Genomic DNA, 16,213 nt, shown 5'->3' with positions numbered 1-16,213 from the left:
CGGGGCTTGACCGCCCGGGCGGGGCGGGCGGAAGCTTGAAGGGTGACCGCCGCGCCCGGGGAGGCCGGGCTGCGTCGCATCCTCGCGGTCGTCGACCTCCTGATAGACGCCGTCGACGAGGAGACGCTCCTCCCGGCGCTGCTGCCGTTGCTGCTGCGCACCGTGCCCGGGGACAGCCTGGTGTGGTCCGTGCGGCCGTTCGTTCCCGGGGCGCCGTTGGTGAGTCTGCCGGAGCACCTTCTCTCCCCGGAGGAACTGGCCGCCTTCGCCGCGCACCGGGCCCGTGATCCGCTCGTCGCGCACACCACCGTGGGATCGGGCGTCCCGATGCGGCGCTCCGACCTCCAGACGCGGGCCGCCACCCGGCGGCTGGACGCGTACGCGGAGGTGTACCGGCCGATCGGCGCCGAGTACCAGTTGGCGATGGCGTTCCCGGCCGGGCGCGGACCGCGGGGGCCGCGCAGCGTCTGCGTCGCGGTGAACCGCTCCACGCGCGACTTCGACGACGCCGATCTGGAGGCGGCCGCCCTGCTGCGCAGCCGCCTCAGCCACGCGCTGGTCCGCCTCTCGACGCAAGCGGGCCCGGCGACGCCCCCGCGTGACGCGGCGGACGGGGTCACCCCGCGCGAGGCGGCGGTGCTCGACCTGCTGGCGCGGGGGCTGACCGACCGGCAGATCAGCCACCGCCTGGGCGTCAGCCCCCGCACCGTCGACAAGCACCTGGAACACGCCTACCCGAAGCTCGGCGCCCACGGCCGGGTCGAGGCAGCGACCCGCTGGCTGCGGCGACGGGGGCCCTGACCGGGCGACTCCGGGACCCACCAGGCCGATCGGACGCCGGCCTGAGGCCCGCGCGCCGACGAGGTGACCACGGCCACAGGCACCGCCCGCCACGCAACCCTCGTACGGACCCCACCGTCCTCCCCGACGGCGAGCGCGGCCCCGCAGGGCCGCCCGCCGACCGGTGGCTCGCGACCGCGGCCGCGCACCGGTACCTGAGGGGGGACACATGCAGGACCCGTACCGGCACGATGGCGCCGCGTCACCGGCCGCCGCGCTCCACCGCTTCCTGACCGCGGACCCGGACGAGTGGGAACGCCTCGCACCGCGCGTCGTGCGCAAGGTGGGACGCGAGCGCCTGGAGGCGATCGTCGCCGCCACCCGCGAGCGCACCGGCGCGATCACCGCCGTCGAAGAGGGGCCGGACGGCCTGGTGATCCGAGGCGAGAGCGGGCAGTCGCTGGGGTGGGCGGTGACCGGCGACGACGGCGTGCTGACCGGACTGCTCATCGACGGCGATCCCTACAGGCACTCCGCGTTCCGCGTGCCGCCCGGCATCCGGGTGTCGCTGGGCATGGCGATCTGGGGCGCAGGGCTCGCCTGGGGTCTGTGGTGCTGCTGGACGGAGGGCACGGGATCGTCCTGGCTCACCGACCTGGTCGCTTCGGTCACCGGCTACGTGGTGTTCGAGGGCTACGGGGAGCCCGCGGCGATGCGCCGTACCGTCCGCTGGTCCCTCCGGGCCGGCCTGGCGGCCGCGTTGGCCTCCGGATGGCGGGCGGCGCACCTGCCGTCCGGTCACTCGCTGCCGGGCCTGTGCGTCGCGGTGACCCTCTGCGTGGGCGTCGTCTGGTCGCTGGCCAGGCAGCGCGGGCACCGCTGGGGCACGCCGCTGTGCTTCCCGCTCAAGGGCGGCACGTGGTACGTGGCGCAGGGCGGCGGCAAGGGCCTCAACCACCACGTCGCCTTTCGCGAGCAGCGCGGGGCGCTCGACATCGTCGCGGTGGACCCGGCGCACGGCAGCAGGCGTCCGCACAGGCTCGTCAACGGGCTTGACGGCGACGGGCGTTCGGGCGGCGGACCGGAGTCGTACGTCATCTACGGCGCGAAGCTGTACGCCCCCTGCGACGGCACCGTGGTCTCCGCCGCCGACGGGCTGCCCGACCAGGAGCCCGGCCGCATCCGCTTCGGACCGCTGTACGGCAACCACGTCTTCATCGACACCGGCCACGAGATCGTCAAGATGGCCCACCTGCGGCCCGGCAGCGTGGCGGTCACCACCGGCCAGACGGTCCGGGCGGGCCAACTCGTCGGCGAGGTCGGCAACTCGGGCAACACCACCGAGCCCCACCTGCACCTGCACGCCGAACGAGACGGTGTGGGACTGGACTTGGCGTTCGAGGACGTCGGCGGCCACTTCCACCGCGGCCGCGTGATCCACCACTGACCGCACCACGCGGACCGCCACCGGGAGGCGGGCACGAAGGAGCGGCGGTCGACCGAAGTCCTCAGCTCGACGCCGCCGCCCGTGCCACCACCCGCAAGTACCGTTCGACCGCCAGGTGTTGCAGCACCGCCGCCACCGGTCGGCCGAGTCGCGCGTACCAGGCCGCCGGCCGGGAGAAGGCGGTCACCTCGAACCACACCTCGCCGTCCGCGTCCATGCTCACCACGAAGGACTCCTCGCCGCACTCCGGATGCCCGGGCAGCGTGCCGTAGGCGAAGCCGATGCGGTCGGGCTCCTCGACGGTCCACACCACCCGGCACGGGATCACCAGCCGGGCCGCCCGCAGCCCGGGCAGGCCGATCCGCAGCAGCGCGGTCGCCCCGGCCGCGACCCGGGCAGGCGGCGGGTGGACCCCGAACCCCGAGCCCAACTGGGTGCCCCATCCGAGCACGTACGCCCCGGCGCGCTCCAGCACCGCGACCCCGTGACCGAGGTGGACGCGGCGCCGGAGCCACGCGTAGCCCGGCGGCAGTGAGGCCGACCGGGTGGCGCCGATCTCCGGGTAGGTGGGCACGGCGGCGCAAGCGGCGCGGTAGCGGAGGCGCAGGGCGTTCGGTGGCATCCGACAGTTGTACGGCGGTTGGTGGGCCGCCGCCACGATCACCATGGCCTCGCGCCACGTCACAGCGGCATGTCGTCCGCCGATTCCGTCGGTCACCGCTTCAACCGGACCGCCGGACCCCCTGACGGATTGGCACGCTCGCGGGCCTCGTCCCCCGGACACGGCCACCCGCCGACTCGATGTCATCCGGACGAACCGTTCGCGAAGCTAGGCCTTCCCGAGCTTCTGCATGCCGGCCCTGAGGTCGTCGAGATTCATCGCTGGCGTGAGGTGCACCCGGGCGTTGAAGTCGCGGAAGGCTGGTTCCACCAGACGGGGAAGGTCGGAGGGGTCCTTGAGGTCGAAGAGGAAGAAGGCGGTTCGCAAGCCGTCGACCGGGGAGAAGAAGGCCGCCTCGGGCTCAATCTGCTGCACCAGGTGTTCCAGGGTCTGCTGCATCGCGCCGGATTCGACGGCGCGGCTTCCGGCTGCCGAGTCGATCTGAACGGTCATCAGGGTGCGCACGGCGATCTCCCCTCCTTCATGGGAACCCGTCGGTCCTGTGAGGTCCGCGGTGGGAAACTGCCTACAGCGTGCGCCGACATCCCGGCCGCCGCATCCCACGGGGACCGAACGTGCGCGGCGGTGAGGGTCGGCGCACCCGGCCCGTGTCGGCTGGGACGTCAGCCGGTGAACGGTCGTTCTCGGTGACGCTGACGCGTGCGGGGCAGGCGACCGACTCGACGCGGCGGCACCACATTCCCGGAACGGTTGTTCACTGAGACCAGCGGCGCCCACTGGGCAACCGCGTTACCTTGTTGCTGTAGCGGACCCTCTCCAAGGAGGTGCGCCCATGGCAACCGCGAATGCCCCGGCGCCCAGCTTGGCCTACGACATGGAGGGAAGCGGCACGCCGGTCGTCTTTCTGCACGGGCTCACCTTCGATCGCCGCACCTGGCGTCCGATCACCCAGCGACTGGACGGTGCGGTCACCAGCATCGCGGTCGACCTGCCGGCCCACGGCGACAGTGGGGGCGAGCCCACGGACCTGGAAGACGTCGCTCACCAGCTCCACCGGCTGCTGGACTCGCTGAGCGTCGAGCGCCCTGTCGTCGTGGGCCACTCCATGTCGGCTGGTCTCGCGGCGCTCTACGCCTCCGCCCATCCCGTGCGAGGTGTGGTCATGGTCGACCAGGCGACCGAGGTTCTCCCGTTCGCGCAGATGCTCCATCAGATCGCGCCGATGCTGCGTGGGCCGGCCTTCGAGCAGGTGTGGCGGAAGTTCGAGGACAGCCTCGGGCTCGATCGCATTCCGGAGCCGACCCGCGCTCTGGTGCTGGCCACCCACGAGGTCCGGCAGGACGTGGTGCTCGGCTACTGGGCCCGGGTCCTGGACACCGAACCGGCCGACCTGCAGGCGTGGATCGACGGCGCGACGCGCGGCATCGAGGCCCCGTGCCTCGCCGTCTTCGGACGGCCCGTAACCGACGGAGAACGCGCACGGCTCGAACGGCTCCCGGATGCGGAATACGAGACCTGGCTCGGCGAGGGGCATTTCGTCCACCTCGTCCATCCCGAACGGTTCGCCGAGAGACTCCACACGTTCGTCGAGCGCTGCGAGCAGTCTGCCTGACGTGGGCACCTCGCGGGACTCCGTCCCGTCCGCGGGGCGGCCGTCGTCGCGCCTCCCCGCGTGGGTTTGAAGGCCACCTGACATCCAGACGCTGAAAGGCGAGGAACCACCATGCAGACCCCATCGAACGCGGAACTGATCGGCGAGGGGTATCGCGCCTTCGCTGCGGGTGACCTGTCGGCCGTCCTGCAGGTCTTCGACTCCGACATCACCTGGCACGTCCCTGGCCGGAGCCCCTTGTCCGGCGACTATCACGGCCCTGACGAGGTCCTGAAGTTCTTCGGCCTCTGCCAGGAGCTCTCCGGCGGGACCCTCAAGGTCGAAGCCGAGGAGATCCTCGCCGCCGGGGAACGCGTCGTCGTCCTCAGCAAGGTGTCAGCCGAGCGGCACGGTGAGTCCTGGTCCGCATCGGAGGTCCATGTGTGGCGTGTGGTCGGCGGACGGGCCGTCGAGTTCCGGGAGTACCAGGCTGATCAGGAAGCCGAGGACGCGTTCTGGGCCTCGTGAGTCTCCCGCGGGAGCTCCCCCGATCCATCGAGGAGATCGTCGGGGTCGGCCGGTGGTTGGGTCGTCACTCCATGGGTCACGCAGAACGGATCAGGGCCACATACCCACGTGGGTATGTGGCCCTGATGCGGTGTTTCACTGGTCGGGGTGGCGGGATTTGAACCCACGGCCTCTTCGTCCCGAATGAGGTTCGGTTGGTGAGCCTGCCAGCTTCGATGGCGTTTCCGCAGGTCGGAAGGGTGGCATCGGTTGGTGCCACGTGGCTTAGAGGGGGCTCGGGGGAGCGGGTCGGCTCCCAGATGGCTCCCAGGGTGAGTCCCGTCGACTGCCTCAGTGCCAGCCAGACCCGGTCCGTGCCATCCTGTCCGCTAACTCGCTGGACGTTTGACAGCCTGTTGCAGCGGAGCCCGACCCCCCGGGCTCCCGAGAGGAAGAGCCTAACCCGCACGGCCGCCAACATCGTTTCTCCCGTTGCCCCATGCGGCCCCTCGTCAGGGGTTCACCGAACTCCTACGGCGACAGCTCAAGAGCGGAGTCGCCCGGCGGTCTCACATCTGTCCTGGCAGACCCGATCGCCGCAGGGCAGATGTGTTGGGTGCACGCGTGCTCGATGCGGGCCGTCGAGTCGTCCGTGCGGAGGAAGAGGACGAATTCGCAGCCGCCCACCATTCCGTTCTCCTTCACCAGCACCCGCAGGCTGGAGATCTGGGCCGCGCTCGTCGCCCGCTTGAGGACGATCGGTGTGGGGTGACCGGCGATGGAGAAGGTCCTGACCATAGGGGCCTGTCGCATTCCGAGCTGCCATGTGAGCCAGCTGCTGACGACGACGCCGCTACCCCGAAGGATGTCCTTGTCCACCGTGAGTCGGACGCCGAAGACGTTTCCCGCAGGATCGACGGCCATCCTCGCCGGCCGTGCCGGCTCGCTCTCCTCGATTGGGGTAGCACCTCGCGCGACCAGCTCGATCAAGCCATCCTCCGTGATGCCCACCCTGTCGTCCAGCAGGCATTGGTGCAGGCGCCACAGGGTCACCGGGTAGCGCTCGCCGACCTTCACGAAGAGTGCGTCCTTGGGTAGCGGCCCCAGTTCGGTCAGCACAGCGACGAGGGCCTCCATGGCGTTCGGGTACGGAGTGACATTCAGGTGAGGCCATTCGGCCAGCGCCCACTTACCCTCCAGACGGAGCTGCACGAACCTCTCGTCCCGCCTGAGCGCCTCGGCGACAGCGGACTTCCGCCTGATCCCAGTCGGCGCCAGCAACTCCTCCGCGCGGCAGGGTTCGCCATTCGCCAGGAGGAAGAGGTAGGCCGCGTCCCTTCCGCGGGCGCGACGGCGCAGCCAAGTTCCCCCGAAGCCAGGCACCAGAGGGCTATCCGGATGTCCGAGCAGATCCAGCAAGGGGACCTCGTCCGGTACTCCGGCAGCCGCGAAGGTCACCGCTACGTCCTCCCCACGCAGCGGCGCCTCCTCCACTCCTCGCCGAATCAGCACTTCCAGTGCGCCAGGGCTGCGGGTCCACCAGCCGCGCAGACGACCAGCCCACGTCAATGGGTGCTCAGCCCCGACCGCTTCGACAAGAGGCTCCACGGCCACCTGGTCACGTACGCCCAACAACGCCGACACCTCGGACTGGGGCACGGCCGAGCGCTCGGTGAGGGTGGTGAGCCGATCACGCCAGTCATCCACGAAGGCGTCGGCGACAAGACAGAGATGCTCCTGCGCCTTCAGGAGCAACTGGCGGACCCGTTCGCGGCTCACCTCATGCTCCTGCCCGATACTTCCGAGGGTCTTCCCGTCGGCGCGATCCTCGATCATGCGACGTGACCGGGCAGGAAGCGCACCGAAAGCAGCTTGAAGCCAGTCGTCGTCCCTCGTCATGGCGGAGCCCCGTTCAGCCATCGGTGACGTGCGCGCTGATCAGACCAAGCCGCTTCGCGATCCGCTCGTTGGTCGCCTTCTGCTCCGGGGTGATCTTCCGAACGAATGAGTCCACCGTGCAGATGACCCACGGCAGGGGGTCGCCGCCGGCCTGCGACGCGATGGCCGCCCACGCGAGATGCTTGAAGTCGCGCATGGGCGCCCAGGCGAAGCGCCGCTCCATCTCCTCGTCCTCCTCGTGGCGAATCGTCACGCAAAGCGGCTTGATGTCGAGCGTCTCAAGGTCGACGTTCCAGCCGTGACCGAGGGCCTTGTCGACGAGAGCGCTGACCGGAGTGGCCGGCTTGACCACGAGCGGAGCCCACTTGCCCACCCCGTAAGTCGCCCGGATGTACTCCTTCATGGGCCTGTCCTTGAGCCACGGCCGGACGTTCTCCGGCTTCCCGATGAACGGGAGGAGCCGTCCTCCCACCTCGGGGTCGGAGGTCCACGCCTGATAGTGACGGGTGCGCTCGGTGTCCGTGAGATAGGTCCAGTTGAGGTCGGCGGCCCGCCTGTAGAGGAGACGCACGACCTCTTCTTCCAGGTCCGAGGGGATCGCGTACTTGGTCATTCGATTCCAGTCGTCAGAGGGAACTGAAGGCGAACCTCGTCCGCCTTGGTCTCAAGGTCCGCCGCGTCCTGGATCCAGTGGTCCATCAGCGACCCGACGGTCTCGTCGCTGAATTGGATACGGGAGGCGTGCGGCATTCGTACGCGCAGGTGCTCGCTCTCCTGGGCCTCCAGCGATCGCCGGAGGTCCAAGGTCGCCGCCACCCTGCGGATGTCGGTCACGAAGTCGAGGACCCTCAGGGCCTCCTTGCCAGGGCTGAGTCGGAGTCCGCGGCCGAGTTGCTGGACGAAGATCCGCCGGCTGTGTGTGACCCGCAGGAAGGCGATGAGGTTCACGTCCGGGACGTCGACACCCTCGTTGAAGACATCGACACACGTGATCACCGGCACCCGGCCGAGCCGGAACTCGTTCAGCAGGACCTGGCGTCGCTGCCGCGGGAGTGCGCTGTGCAGGAAGGACGCGTTGGCCCACGCCGCGTCGGACGAGGCGAACAACCGGGCCATGTGCTCGGCGTGCTCGATGGTCTGACAGAAGACGATGGCCCTCGGTTCCGTCGTGGTCCGCCACGCCTCACGGAAGTGCTCGATGATCTCCTCGTCGCGCTGCGGCAGGAACAGGGACTTGTTGAGGTCCTTGATCGACTGACCGTGCACGCTGGCGTCCCGGACGACGTTCCAGTCGACGTTGTCGACGTACAGCCGGTAGTCGACAGCGGAGAGGAAGCCGGCGGCCATACCCTCCGCGATGCCCATCTTGAAGCTCGGATATCCGAAGCGGGAGGTGATGTCGAACTTGTCGCCGCGCCAGGGTGTCGCCGTCACGCCGAACTGCTCAGCATTCCCACACAGGTCGAGCAATTCCGCAAACCTGCCGGTCTCGGCCACGTGATGCGTCTCATCGATCATGATGAGGTCGGGTCGGTAGCCCACGCGTACGGCACTGAGAACGGACTCGACCGTTCCGACCACGACTCCGTCGAGGCTTTCGGGTCGGCTTTCTCCCGTGAGCAGGCGCGTGGGAACGTACTTGGGGATGTGCCGCCACATCGCCTTCTCGAGCTGCGCGACGAGGTCCTTCATGTGCGCGACGACGAGAATCCTGGCGTTCGGATTGGTCTTGAGGTGACGGCTGATGATCTCCCCGCCCACCACCGTCTTCCCCAGACCCGTCGCGAGGACGAGCAGCGCGGTGCTGTTGGCGTCGAGGTCCCGGACCACCGCGTCCGCCGCCTCGGCCTGGTACGGGCGCAGGGCGTACTTCGCGGGAACGGTCTCGGGCATGCGGTCCCCGATCGACCGCAGGGTCGCCCCGTGCCAGACGGTGATCGGCACGCCGACTCCGTTGAGCGCCACGCGGCGGGCCTCCGCCGCCGCGTTGATGTCGGTGTTGGTGACCAGGATGGCCTTGTCCGCGCGGTAGCGCGTACGCGCGCGCTCAAGGTCGTCGACACCGCTCCGGTCGACCTTCCCTCCAGCCTTCCACTTGCACTGGAAGACCCACTGCTCCCGACCGCGTACCGCCAAGAGATCCGCGCCCTGGTCGCCGGCGCCGTCGATGACACGCACGTCGTTGAAGCCGAGGTACCAGAGGGCCCGTTCGACGGCATGCGTGAGACCCGCTGGCCCTCCCCTCAGCAACTCGTCCGCCGAGAGGAAGACGGCGCTCACTTCTCCTCCGCGAGGTCGTCGGCCAGCAGACGAATACTCAGCCTCGTCCGCAGCAGCTGGTCCGGAAGGCTGGCCCCGGCGTAGGTCGCCTGCGTCGCGACATCGGAGAGGTAACCGACCGTGCGCGCGAGGCTGAGCCGCCGCGCGGACGCGGAGGCGACACCCTCGTAGACACCCTGGAAGACGCGGTTGTCCATGAACAGCGACGGCAGCGACTCGACGAGACGAACCAGGAAAAGGGCGGGCACATGCAGCAGGAACTCACCGCTCGCACCGAGGTCGGTCGTACGGGTGACCTTGCCGTTGGCGATCATGGTGTGCTCGGTGTGGGTGAGTTCATCGGGCGAGAGAAACTGAAACGCCTTCTCCGGCTCGCCGGCGCGGTCCAGCTCGGACGCCATCCGGCGACGGACCTCAGCCAGCAGTTCCTTGGCCTCGGCACTGATCATCTCGGCATCCAGAGCGCTGGCGGGCAGCGACTCCGCCCGGATCGCCGCGATGAGCTCCGAGTGGCTCCACTCCGAACTCGTCTGCACCCTGAGCAGCACGGCGATCTCCGCGAGCAGCAGATCCGCCGGGTCCGCTCCGAACCTCTGGAAGATCGGATGCTCGAGGTCGAGGAATGCCACGAGAGTGTTGCCGCCGCGCTGGTCCAGCAGGACGGGAGTGGGGTGGAGGTTCTCGTCGGTCAGGCTTCCCACCGTGAGCCGACGCGCCTCGACCTCGACGAAGCCGACGCGCGGGTGGCCGAAGGAACGGCTCAGGGACGGATAGGTGGTCGAGTTCTCCATGTAGCGCGTGACGCGTTCCTGCCGCGTCTCCTTACGCTTCTCCGGGGTCGGCGCGGCGGGAGCGGACTCGCCGTCCTTCGGGGGCTGCGCCTGGGCACCGGGCTTCGTCTCGTCCGGATCGGTCGCGGGGGAACTCGGACTGCCGATCTCCGCGCCGTCGAAACCAAGCGCCTCCATCACGGCCGCCTCGTCGGGCTTTCCCGGGGTGACGGCGGCCGCCTTCGCGTTCTTGCCCCTGCTCTTGGTCGCCTCGTGGTCCACGACCGCCTGCCACCAGCGCTCATCGGTCTGGTAGTCGGGGTTGCCCCGGTGGAACTCATGTCCCCACCGACGGGTGTCGTCGTGGATCGGCTTGCGGCCGTCTCCCGGGACCAGGTACCGCAGACCGGCGTCGTTGCGACGGTATCCCTTGAAGAGGAGCGCGAGCGGGCTGGTGTTCTCCTCGTACTCAAGGTTCGCCGCGCGCTGGGGCAGCAGCGGCGCGACCCCCCTTACGATCTCGACGGCCGAGCGCCAGCTGCGGTCGCCGTACTCGAAGGCGTCCTTCTGGTACGTGACCGGGACGTGGTCGAGGTGGATCTCCCCGATGATGCGGCCACCCTGGTGGGCGAGGTCCACCGGATACTCCGGCTCCTCGTTGCCCACCGCTCCGTCAGGGTTGCGCCAGGTGAACAGCTGCTTGTCCCAGCGGAGGATCTTGCGGCCGTTGCGCAGGAAGTCGATTCCATAATCGTGCTTGTGCATGTAACGCTGGATGCCGAGCCACCCGTGCACCCGGCGCTCACGAACGGTGAGCCGATCGCTCCCGCAGTCCTCGCAGGCGTCGCGATCAGTGAGCTGCCACTGTCCGCAGTCACCACAGGCGAGACCGTTCTCCAGCTTCTGGTCGATCTCGATGTAGGCGGGAATGCGCTCCTTGTTGTTGTAGAGGACCGAGCGGTCGTCTCCCCAACGGCAGTGCCGGACAGGCTTCACCTGGAAGCCGCCGACCCACAGCTCGAACGGACGGTTCAGGAAGATCCAGGAGTAGACCTGTCCCAGGATGTTACGCAGGGCCGAGCCGTTCTTCTGCAGCCATCGAGCGCGCGTGGGATGCAGGCGGCTGATGACGATACGCGTGCCGTGCTCGTTGGGATCGGCCTTCGGCTCCGTGATGTCCTCGGCCTCGAAGTCGTCCCCGATGCGGTCCAGGTCGATCTCCACACCGATCCACTCGGTGTCGCCCTGGCGCGTGGTGAGGACGCGCGTGCGCTTGCCGAGCCGCGCCGTCGAGACGTTGAACCCCATGCCGAAGAGGCCGAGCTTGTCGTGCATGTCGTTACCCGACCAGCCGGCCCGCACGGCCCGCTCCAGCCGGTCGTACGTCATGCCGCGACCGGTGTCGGTGATCACGAGCTGGCCCTGCGCGGAGTCGGGGAGCTCGACGCTGACGCGATACCCGCCTGCCCAGGGGGTCCCGGATCGATGGATCTCCGTGAAGTCGTCGAAGGCGTTGTCGATCAGCTCCGCGATGCACTGCCACTCGTCGAACTCGATCTCACCGAGCATGCGCAGCACACGCGCGGAAGGAGTGATCTTCATAGGTGGACCCCCTGTCCTCGTCTCGCGTGGGCACGCCGAAGGAAGCCCTGCCGCGGGCAGCGTTTCGGCGCGCGGCTCGGGTAGAGCCGTACGCGTGATGAAGAGGGTAGAGGGCGCCACTGACAATCGGCGGTAAGTTCCCTGCCACTCCATCCACTTGAGGGTCTACGGCACGTTGCGGGATCCAGTCGCCAACCGTCGCAATCGCAAGGTCCCCCGACGATCCGCAGCGTCGGTGGCAGACGCCGGCGGTCCTTGGGAGACTCCTCCCGTGATCCGTGAACCCGCCGAGGTATCCGTAGAGCCCGATGGACGCGTCGAACTACCGTTGGGGCTGTTGGCCGAGGCCGGCATCAACGTTGGGGACGACTTGCTCGCGTTCAGCGACGGCGACGGGCGTATCGTCCTGCGCCGGGCCTCCGACGCCATCGACGATCTTCTGAATCACGGAACGTTGTGATCACTCCGTGCCGCAAAGTCGCGAACGGCCGCGGCGACCCGGCCCGCCGCTTGTACGGGATCCTCGTGCTCCCAAATTCTGATGGCGCGCCATCCCGCCTCTGCCAGGAACTGGTCGGTCTGGGCATCCCTGGCCCGGTTTGCGTCGATCTTGGCGCGCCAGAAGTCACTGTTCGTGCGTGCTGGGCGGCAGTGATCGGGGCACCCGTGCCAGAAGCACCCGTCCACGAAGACGGCGACACGGGCGCGGGTGAAGACGAGGTCGGCGGTTCGCCGCACCCCGGGAAGCGGCCGCGCCGATACTCGGTAGCGCAGACCCTCGCGGTGCAGCAGTGAGCGGATACGTAGTTCCGGTGCCGTGTCGCGGCCTCGGTTCCCGCGCATTGTTGACCGCGTGGCAGGGGATGAAGCCCACGACCCTTCCGGGAGAGGACGCTCTCCAACCAATCCCCGGTCCTTGGCGATCCGCCAAGCCTGTTCGAGATTCGCCGCACGCGTCAGGTGCTCCACTTCCCCGACATACAGGGCGGGCGAACGCCCGTCCTCCGACCAGCGGAGATAGGCCCTGATCCGACGAGTCCTGGGCAACAATTTCAGCGTGATCGAGGCCAGCGCGTAGTCGCCGTCTTTGCGCTTGACATAGCGGCCCTCCCGACCACCCGCGGCACGATCCTGTTCGGCGACGATCGCCTTCCTCGTCCGTCCCTGCCGTCCCCGCCAGGCCCTCTCGGGCGGCGGCTTGTCCCTCCAGCCCATTTGCCGGGATTCGGCGGCGTCGTTCATGAGCGCCGTTCCGCGTCGTCGAGGGCTTTCGCGACTGCGCTGGTGAACACCTCGCCCAGCTTCACGGGAACCGCGTTGCCCAGCTGCCTCATGCGTTCACCACGCGGGCCCGCCATGCTCCAGTCATCGCCGAATGTCATGACCCGGGCAGTCTCGCGCACGGTCATGTAGCGGTGCTCGGGGCGCAACTGGCCGGTCTTCTCGTCACGCACCAAGTTGTCGAGCTGCATGACCGACTCGCCACCGGGCACACCGTGCACCCCGGCCTTGACGGTCTTGGCCGGTCGGTCGAGTTCGTTGGGCGTGTGCCCGTCGTAGATCCTGGCTCCGGGCCACCCGATGTGGTCGGGGAATCCGCCCTGTTCCGTCGTCTTGTCCAACATGCTGGTGTTGATCTTGGGGAGCCCCATTACCGCGTCTCGAAGGGTGAGCCATGGCTGGAGCTCCTCATCCCCGCTCTCGAACGACAGCTGCTCGTTCGCGTAGCGCGAGGTCACCAGATCGATGACGCGCTTCGGAATCTTGGCGCCTGCCTGCTTGTGGCGGTCCCAGTAGGAGCCATCGAGGATCGTCCGCGCGAGGGCCGCATGGGAGTGGGTGCGCGCGACAGCGCGCTTGACCAGATCCGGGTCCACGCCCAGGTCAGCGCGGAACGCCAGAAGGATCACCCGGTTGCGGATCTGCGGCACCCCGTAGTCGGCGGCGTTCACGGCGTGTTGCGTGACCTCGTAGGTCTCCGCCGGATCGGTGTCCTTCGCGTCGAGCCGCTCCCGCAACGCGTGGTCGTGCTTCTGCCACGTGGCACCCTTTCGGCGCTTCACGAACGGAAGGGACAGCTCGCGCTTGATGTACTCGAAGTAGGGATTGAAGGACGGACGAAGGAGCCCACGGACGTTCTCACAGATGACGGCCTTGGGACGGATCTCACGAACCGCCCGGAACATCTCCGGGAACATGTTCCGCTCGTCCTCGTCACCCTTCGCGACTCCACCAAGGCTGAACGGTTGGCATGGTGGCCCGCCGGCCAGAAGGTCAACATCTCGATCCCTGAGGAAGCGCATGTCCAACCCTCGGACGTCGCCGGTGACCAGGGGAGGGTACAGGGGTCGCTCAACGGCGCCTGCGGCTTCGAGGCCCTCCGCGCGTTGCTCATCGATCTGGTCCAGCCACTTGGCCAGCACATCGGAATCGACGTCCGCCGGAAACGCCTCGAAGCGATTGCCCTCAAGCGTCTCGCACGCCCTCTTCGCGAACTCGTTCAGCAGCAGGTGCCGGAAGCCGGTGTTCGTGCTGGCTTGGACCAGCCCGCCCCCGCCCGCGAAGAGCTCCACCGACGTCCGTTGCATTTTCCACTCCTAGCAGTTCAGTGCAGCCAGAACCATACCGCGGAGTAGTGCTCATTGCGACCCATGCGCCGCAGAAACTCGTGTGAGGTCGTACGCTCCACAGCGGCAGAAGCACGAGGAGGGCCACGGGGGCCATGACGGCGACAGCAGGGGGCCGGAGGAGTCGACATTCCACCGAACCTTCACCCGAAGGCACTCGGCGATCAGCTCGCGACGGATCTCGCCAAGCTGACCAGGGCCCCCCTGAGTGACGTGAGGATCAAGCAGCTGTTGTAGCGCCCCAGTGTCTACCAGCTCTACCTGCACGACAATTTCGTCTACGTGGGGAAGGCCGAGAAGTCCCTAACGATGCGACTTCGACAGCACCTCAAGAAGACTGCGGGCCGGCGTGGGATCACGCCGAATGGCATGACCTTCTCCTGTCTCTACGTGGCGGAGGACTTCTCGGCCCTGGCGCCGGAGCAGTTGCTCATCAACCACCGCAAGGACCTGGGCGAGATCCCGTGGAACAGCAACAGCTTCGGCAATAGGGAAGGACCGGGAGATCAGGCCGTACGAGGAGCTGGAGCAGCTCTTCCGGATCGAGGACGTGAACACAGCGCCGGCCTTCTTCGACGTGAAGAAGCTGACTGCGTTCAACGGCGAGTACATCCGCGCCCTGTCACCGGAGCAGTCCGCCGCCTGCGCGCCGTGGCTCGTGGCCCCCTACGCGCCGTGGCGGCCAGAGGCGTTCGACAAGGACGTCTTCGAGGCGGCGGCTTCCCCGGCCCAGACCCGGCTGGCGCTGCTTTCCGAGATCACCAGCTATGTGGACTTCCTTTTCCTCGATGAGCCGGTCGAGGACGAGGTGTCGTGGAACAAGGCGATGAAGGCAGGTGCCGGCGACATCCTGTCGGACGCCCCCGCCGAGCTGGCCGGCGTCGCGGACTGGAAGGCGGACGACCTGAAGGCCGTCCTGCTCGCCGTCGGCGAGAAGCACGGGCTGAAGCTGGGCAAGGCCCAGGCGCCCCTTCGGGTCGCGGTCACCGGCCGGACGATCGGACTCCCGCTGTTCGAGTCCATGGAACTGCTTGGCCGGGACCGCGTGTTGGTCCGTCTTGACGCCGCCAGCAAGAAGCTGGCCGCGCAGGCTTAGCCGCTGGTCAGGCGACCTGCGCCAGGAGGTTGCCCCAGCCCCACCGAACTCAGGCTGTTGCTATGCGGGACCCACGACCTCGCCGACTGCTCGGCCGATGCGTTCACGGATTTCGTTTGTCGGCACGTACGCGAGGGCCTGATCCAAGCACTCGGCCGTGGCAGCGAACTGGGCCGCCTGCTGGCGCAGGAAGGCGTCGAGGAAGGGTGCGACGGCGCCTGTGGCGCTGCGCCGTGCTTTCCGTACGTACATCACGGTGAGGGAGAAGGCCCAGCAGGCGTGAAGGAAGCCGTAGACGGGACGAGGAGTTCCCCGCCAGGGTGAGAAGAAGGTGACGTCGGCGGGGAGGCTCACGTCGTACGCGGCCAGGGCGTCGTTGAGCCAGTTGTGGGCGGCCTCGTGGATCAGGTCACGGGCCAGGACCTCGGGTTGGGCGGTGTAGTCGGTGAAGACGGTGCCCGGGAGGCGGGTGAGGGCCCAACTGTGGAGAGTCTCGTCGAGTCGGCGATGGTTGAGCAGGCAGACGACGGGGGCGTGCTGGGTGAGCAGGGTCCCGAAGCCGTGCTCGGTCGCGGAGGCGATCGCGGCACCAACGAGGCCGAGGGCCTCGGGTGGGGCAGGGTTGGTGTCGGGGCCGATGAGGTAATACGCGGTTTCGGAGATCTCTGAGCGGAGCAGGTCTGCGGGACACGGGCTGAGCACGAGGTGTGGGCCGGCTGACAGGTGGGTCAGGTCTCGTACCGTCGTACGGCGGTACCAGGCGAGGCGATCCCCGTGCCGGGCGCGCGCCGCGTGTTCGGCGCCTTCGAGTAGGTGGTGGCCCACGACGTAGTCGAGGGCGGATGAGCCGAGGCGGTTGCCGAGTACGGAGGCGATACGGCTGGTCTGTAGGCGCTGGTGGTCGGTGATGCCATCGAGGGCGACCGGGGCTTCCGGGGAGAGAGCGCTCATCTGGGGCTCCGGGGGTGGAACGGGGCCGGACCGGGACGGGC

At 68.5% G+C, this 16,213-nt stretch carries 14 protein-coding genes and 1 pseudogene; 6 read left to right on the top strand and 9 right to left on the bottom strand.

Annotated features, from left to right (window positions below; genetic code table 11):
• The first annotated feature begins 42 nt into the window (after positions 1–42).
• Both CK485_RS27160 and CK485_RS29910 read left to right on the top strand, forming a co-directional pair.
• The gene (locus CK485_RS27160; protein WP_109454579.1) at positions 43–801 is read left to right on the top strand and encodes a helix-turn-helix transcriptional regulator; all 759 of its coding nucleotides are present in this window, start codon (positions 43–45) and stop codon (positions 799–801) included.
• A 208-nt stretch (positions 802–1,009) separates the two neighbouring features.
• On the top strand, positions 1,010–2,227 hold the full coding sequence (locus tag CK485_RS29910) for a M23 family metallopeptidase (protein WP_109454578.1): 1,218 nt from the start codon (positions 1,010–1,012) through the stop codon (positions 2,225–2,227).
• 61 nt (positions 2,228–2,288) lie between these two features.
• On the opposite strand, the gene CK485_RS27150 is transcribed toward CK485_RS29910, so the two are convergent.
• Positions 2,289–2,849: a DUF1990 domain-containing protein gene (locus tag CK485_RS27150; RefSeq protein ID WP_109454786.1), complete on the bottom strand. Its 561-nt coding sequence runs from the start codon at positions 2,847–2,849 to the stop codon at positions 2,289–2,291.
• A gap of 207 nt (positions 2,850–3,056) precedes the next feature.
• A complete protein-coding gene (locus tag CK485_RS27145) occupies positions 3,057–3,353 on the bottom strand; it encodes a hypothetical protein (RefSeq protein ID WP_109454577.1) in 297 nt (98 codons plus the stop codon).
• Between the two features lie 328 nt (positions 3,354–3,681).
• On the opposite strand from CK485_RS27145, the gene CK485_RS27140 reads away from it, so the two are divergent.
• Both CK485_RS27140 and CK485_RS27135 read left to right on the top strand, forming a co-directional pair.
• Positions 3,682–4,461 carry an alpha/beta hydrolase gene (locus CK485_RS27140; protein WP_109454576.1) on the top strand — a complete coding sequence of 260 codons (780 nt, stop codon included), beginning with the start codon at positions 3,682–3,684 and terminating at the stop codon, positions 4,459–4,461.
• 111 nt (positions 4,462–4,572) lie between these two features.
• Positions 4,573–4,968, top strand: coding sequence for a nuclear transport factor 2 family protein (locus CK485_RS27135; protein WP_109454575.1), 396 nt, complete (start codon positions 4,573–4,575; stop codon positions 4,966–4,968).
• A 510-nt stretch (positions 4,969–5,478) separates the two neighbouring features.
• On the opposite strand, the gene CK485_RS27130 is transcribed toward CK485_RS27135, so the two are convergent.
• Genes CK485_RS27130 through CK485_RS27115 form a run of 4 tightly spaced genes read right to left on the bottom strand, consistent with a single transcriptional unit; the run spans position 5,479 to position 11,651 of the window.
• The gene (locus CK485_RS27130; protein ID WP_158288255.1) at positions 5,479–6,846 is read right to left on the bottom strand and encodes a sigma factor-like helix-turn-helix DNA-binding protein; all 1,368 of its coding nucleotides are present in this window, start codon (positions 6,844–6,846) and stop codon (positions 5,479–5,481) included.
• Positions 6,847–6,859: 13 nt separating this feature from the next.
• A complete protein-coding gene (locus CK485_RS27125; RefSeq protein ID WP_109454573.1) occupies positions 6,860–7,459 on the bottom strand; it encodes a hypothetical protein in 600 nt (199 codons plus the stop codon).
• Positions 7,456–9,126 carry a DEAD/DEAH box helicase family protein gene (locus tag CK485_RS27120; protein WP_109454572.1) on the bottom strand — a complete coding sequence of 557 codons (1,671 nt, stop codon included), beginning with the start codon at positions 9,124–9,126 and terminating at the stop codon, positions 7,456–7,458. The genes CK485_RS27125 and CK485_RS27120 overlap by 4 nt, the downstream gene beginning before the upstream one ends.
• Complete coding sequence (locus tag CK485_RS27115) at positions 9,123–11,651, bottom strand: ATP-binding protein (RefSeq protein WP_241968637.1); 2,529 nt, start codon at positions 11,649–11,651, stop codon at positions 9,123–9,125. The genes CK485_RS27120 and CK485_RS27115 overlap by 4 nt, the downstream gene beginning before the upstream one ends.
• 118 nt (positions 11,652–11,769) lie before the next feature.
• Between CK485_RS27115 and CK485_RS27110 the strand changes: the two genes are divergently transcribed.
• On the top strand, positions 11,770–11,958 hold the full coding sequence (locus CK485_RS27110; protein ID WP_046422080.1) for a hypothetical protein: 189 nt from the start codon (positions 11,770–11,772) through the stop codon (positions 11,956–11,958).
• Here the strand turns inward: CK485_RS27110 and CK485_RS27105 are convergent.
• Together CK485_RS27105 and CK485_RS27100 are read right to left on the bottom strand one after the other, a co-directional pair.
• A complete protein-coding gene (locus CK485_RS27105) occupies positions 11,943–12,740 on the bottom strand; it encodes a very short patch repair endonuclease (protein WP_240509689.1) in 798 nt (265 codons plus the stop codon). The two genes, CK485_RS27110 and CK485_RS27105, sit on opposite strands and share 16 nt — an antisense overlap.
• Positions 12,737–14,086 carry a DNA cytosine methyltransferase gene (locus CK485_RS27100; RefSeq protein ID WP_109454571.1) on the bottom strand — a complete coding sequence of 450 codons (1,350 nt, stop codon included), beginning with the start codon at positions 14,084–14,086 and terminating at the stop codon, positions 12,737–12,739. Before CK485_RS27100 ends, CK485_RS27105 begins: the two co-directional genes overlap by 4 nt.
• Positions 14,087–14,621: 535 nt before the next feature.
• Between CK485_RS27100 and CK485_RS29905 the strand changes: the two are divergent.
• Positions 14,622–15,221 (top strand): annotated as a pseudogene (locus tag CK485_RS29905) (glutamate--tRNA ligase); the annotation flags it as partial.
• A gap of 60 nt (positions 15,222–15,281) precedes the next feature.
• Here CK485_RS29905 and CK485_RS27085 read toward each other — a convergent pair.
• The gene (locus tag CK485_RS27085; protein WP_109454570.1) at positions 15,282–16,172 is read right to left on the bottom strand and encodes an HEXXH motif-containing putative peptide modification protein; all 891 of its coding nucleotides are present in this window, start codon (positions 16,170–16,172) and stop codon (positions 15,282–15,284) included.
• Positions 16,173–16,213: the final 41 nt, after the last annotated feature.

This window comes from Streptomyces sp. ICBB 8177, from assembly GCF_003144095.1.
Classification (GTDB): Bacteria; Actinomycetota; Actinomycetes; order Streptomycetales; family Streptomycetaceae; genus Streptantibioticus_D.
Note: the sequence above shows the minus strand (reverse complement) of the source record. Positions and strands in the feature narration are given on the sequence as shown.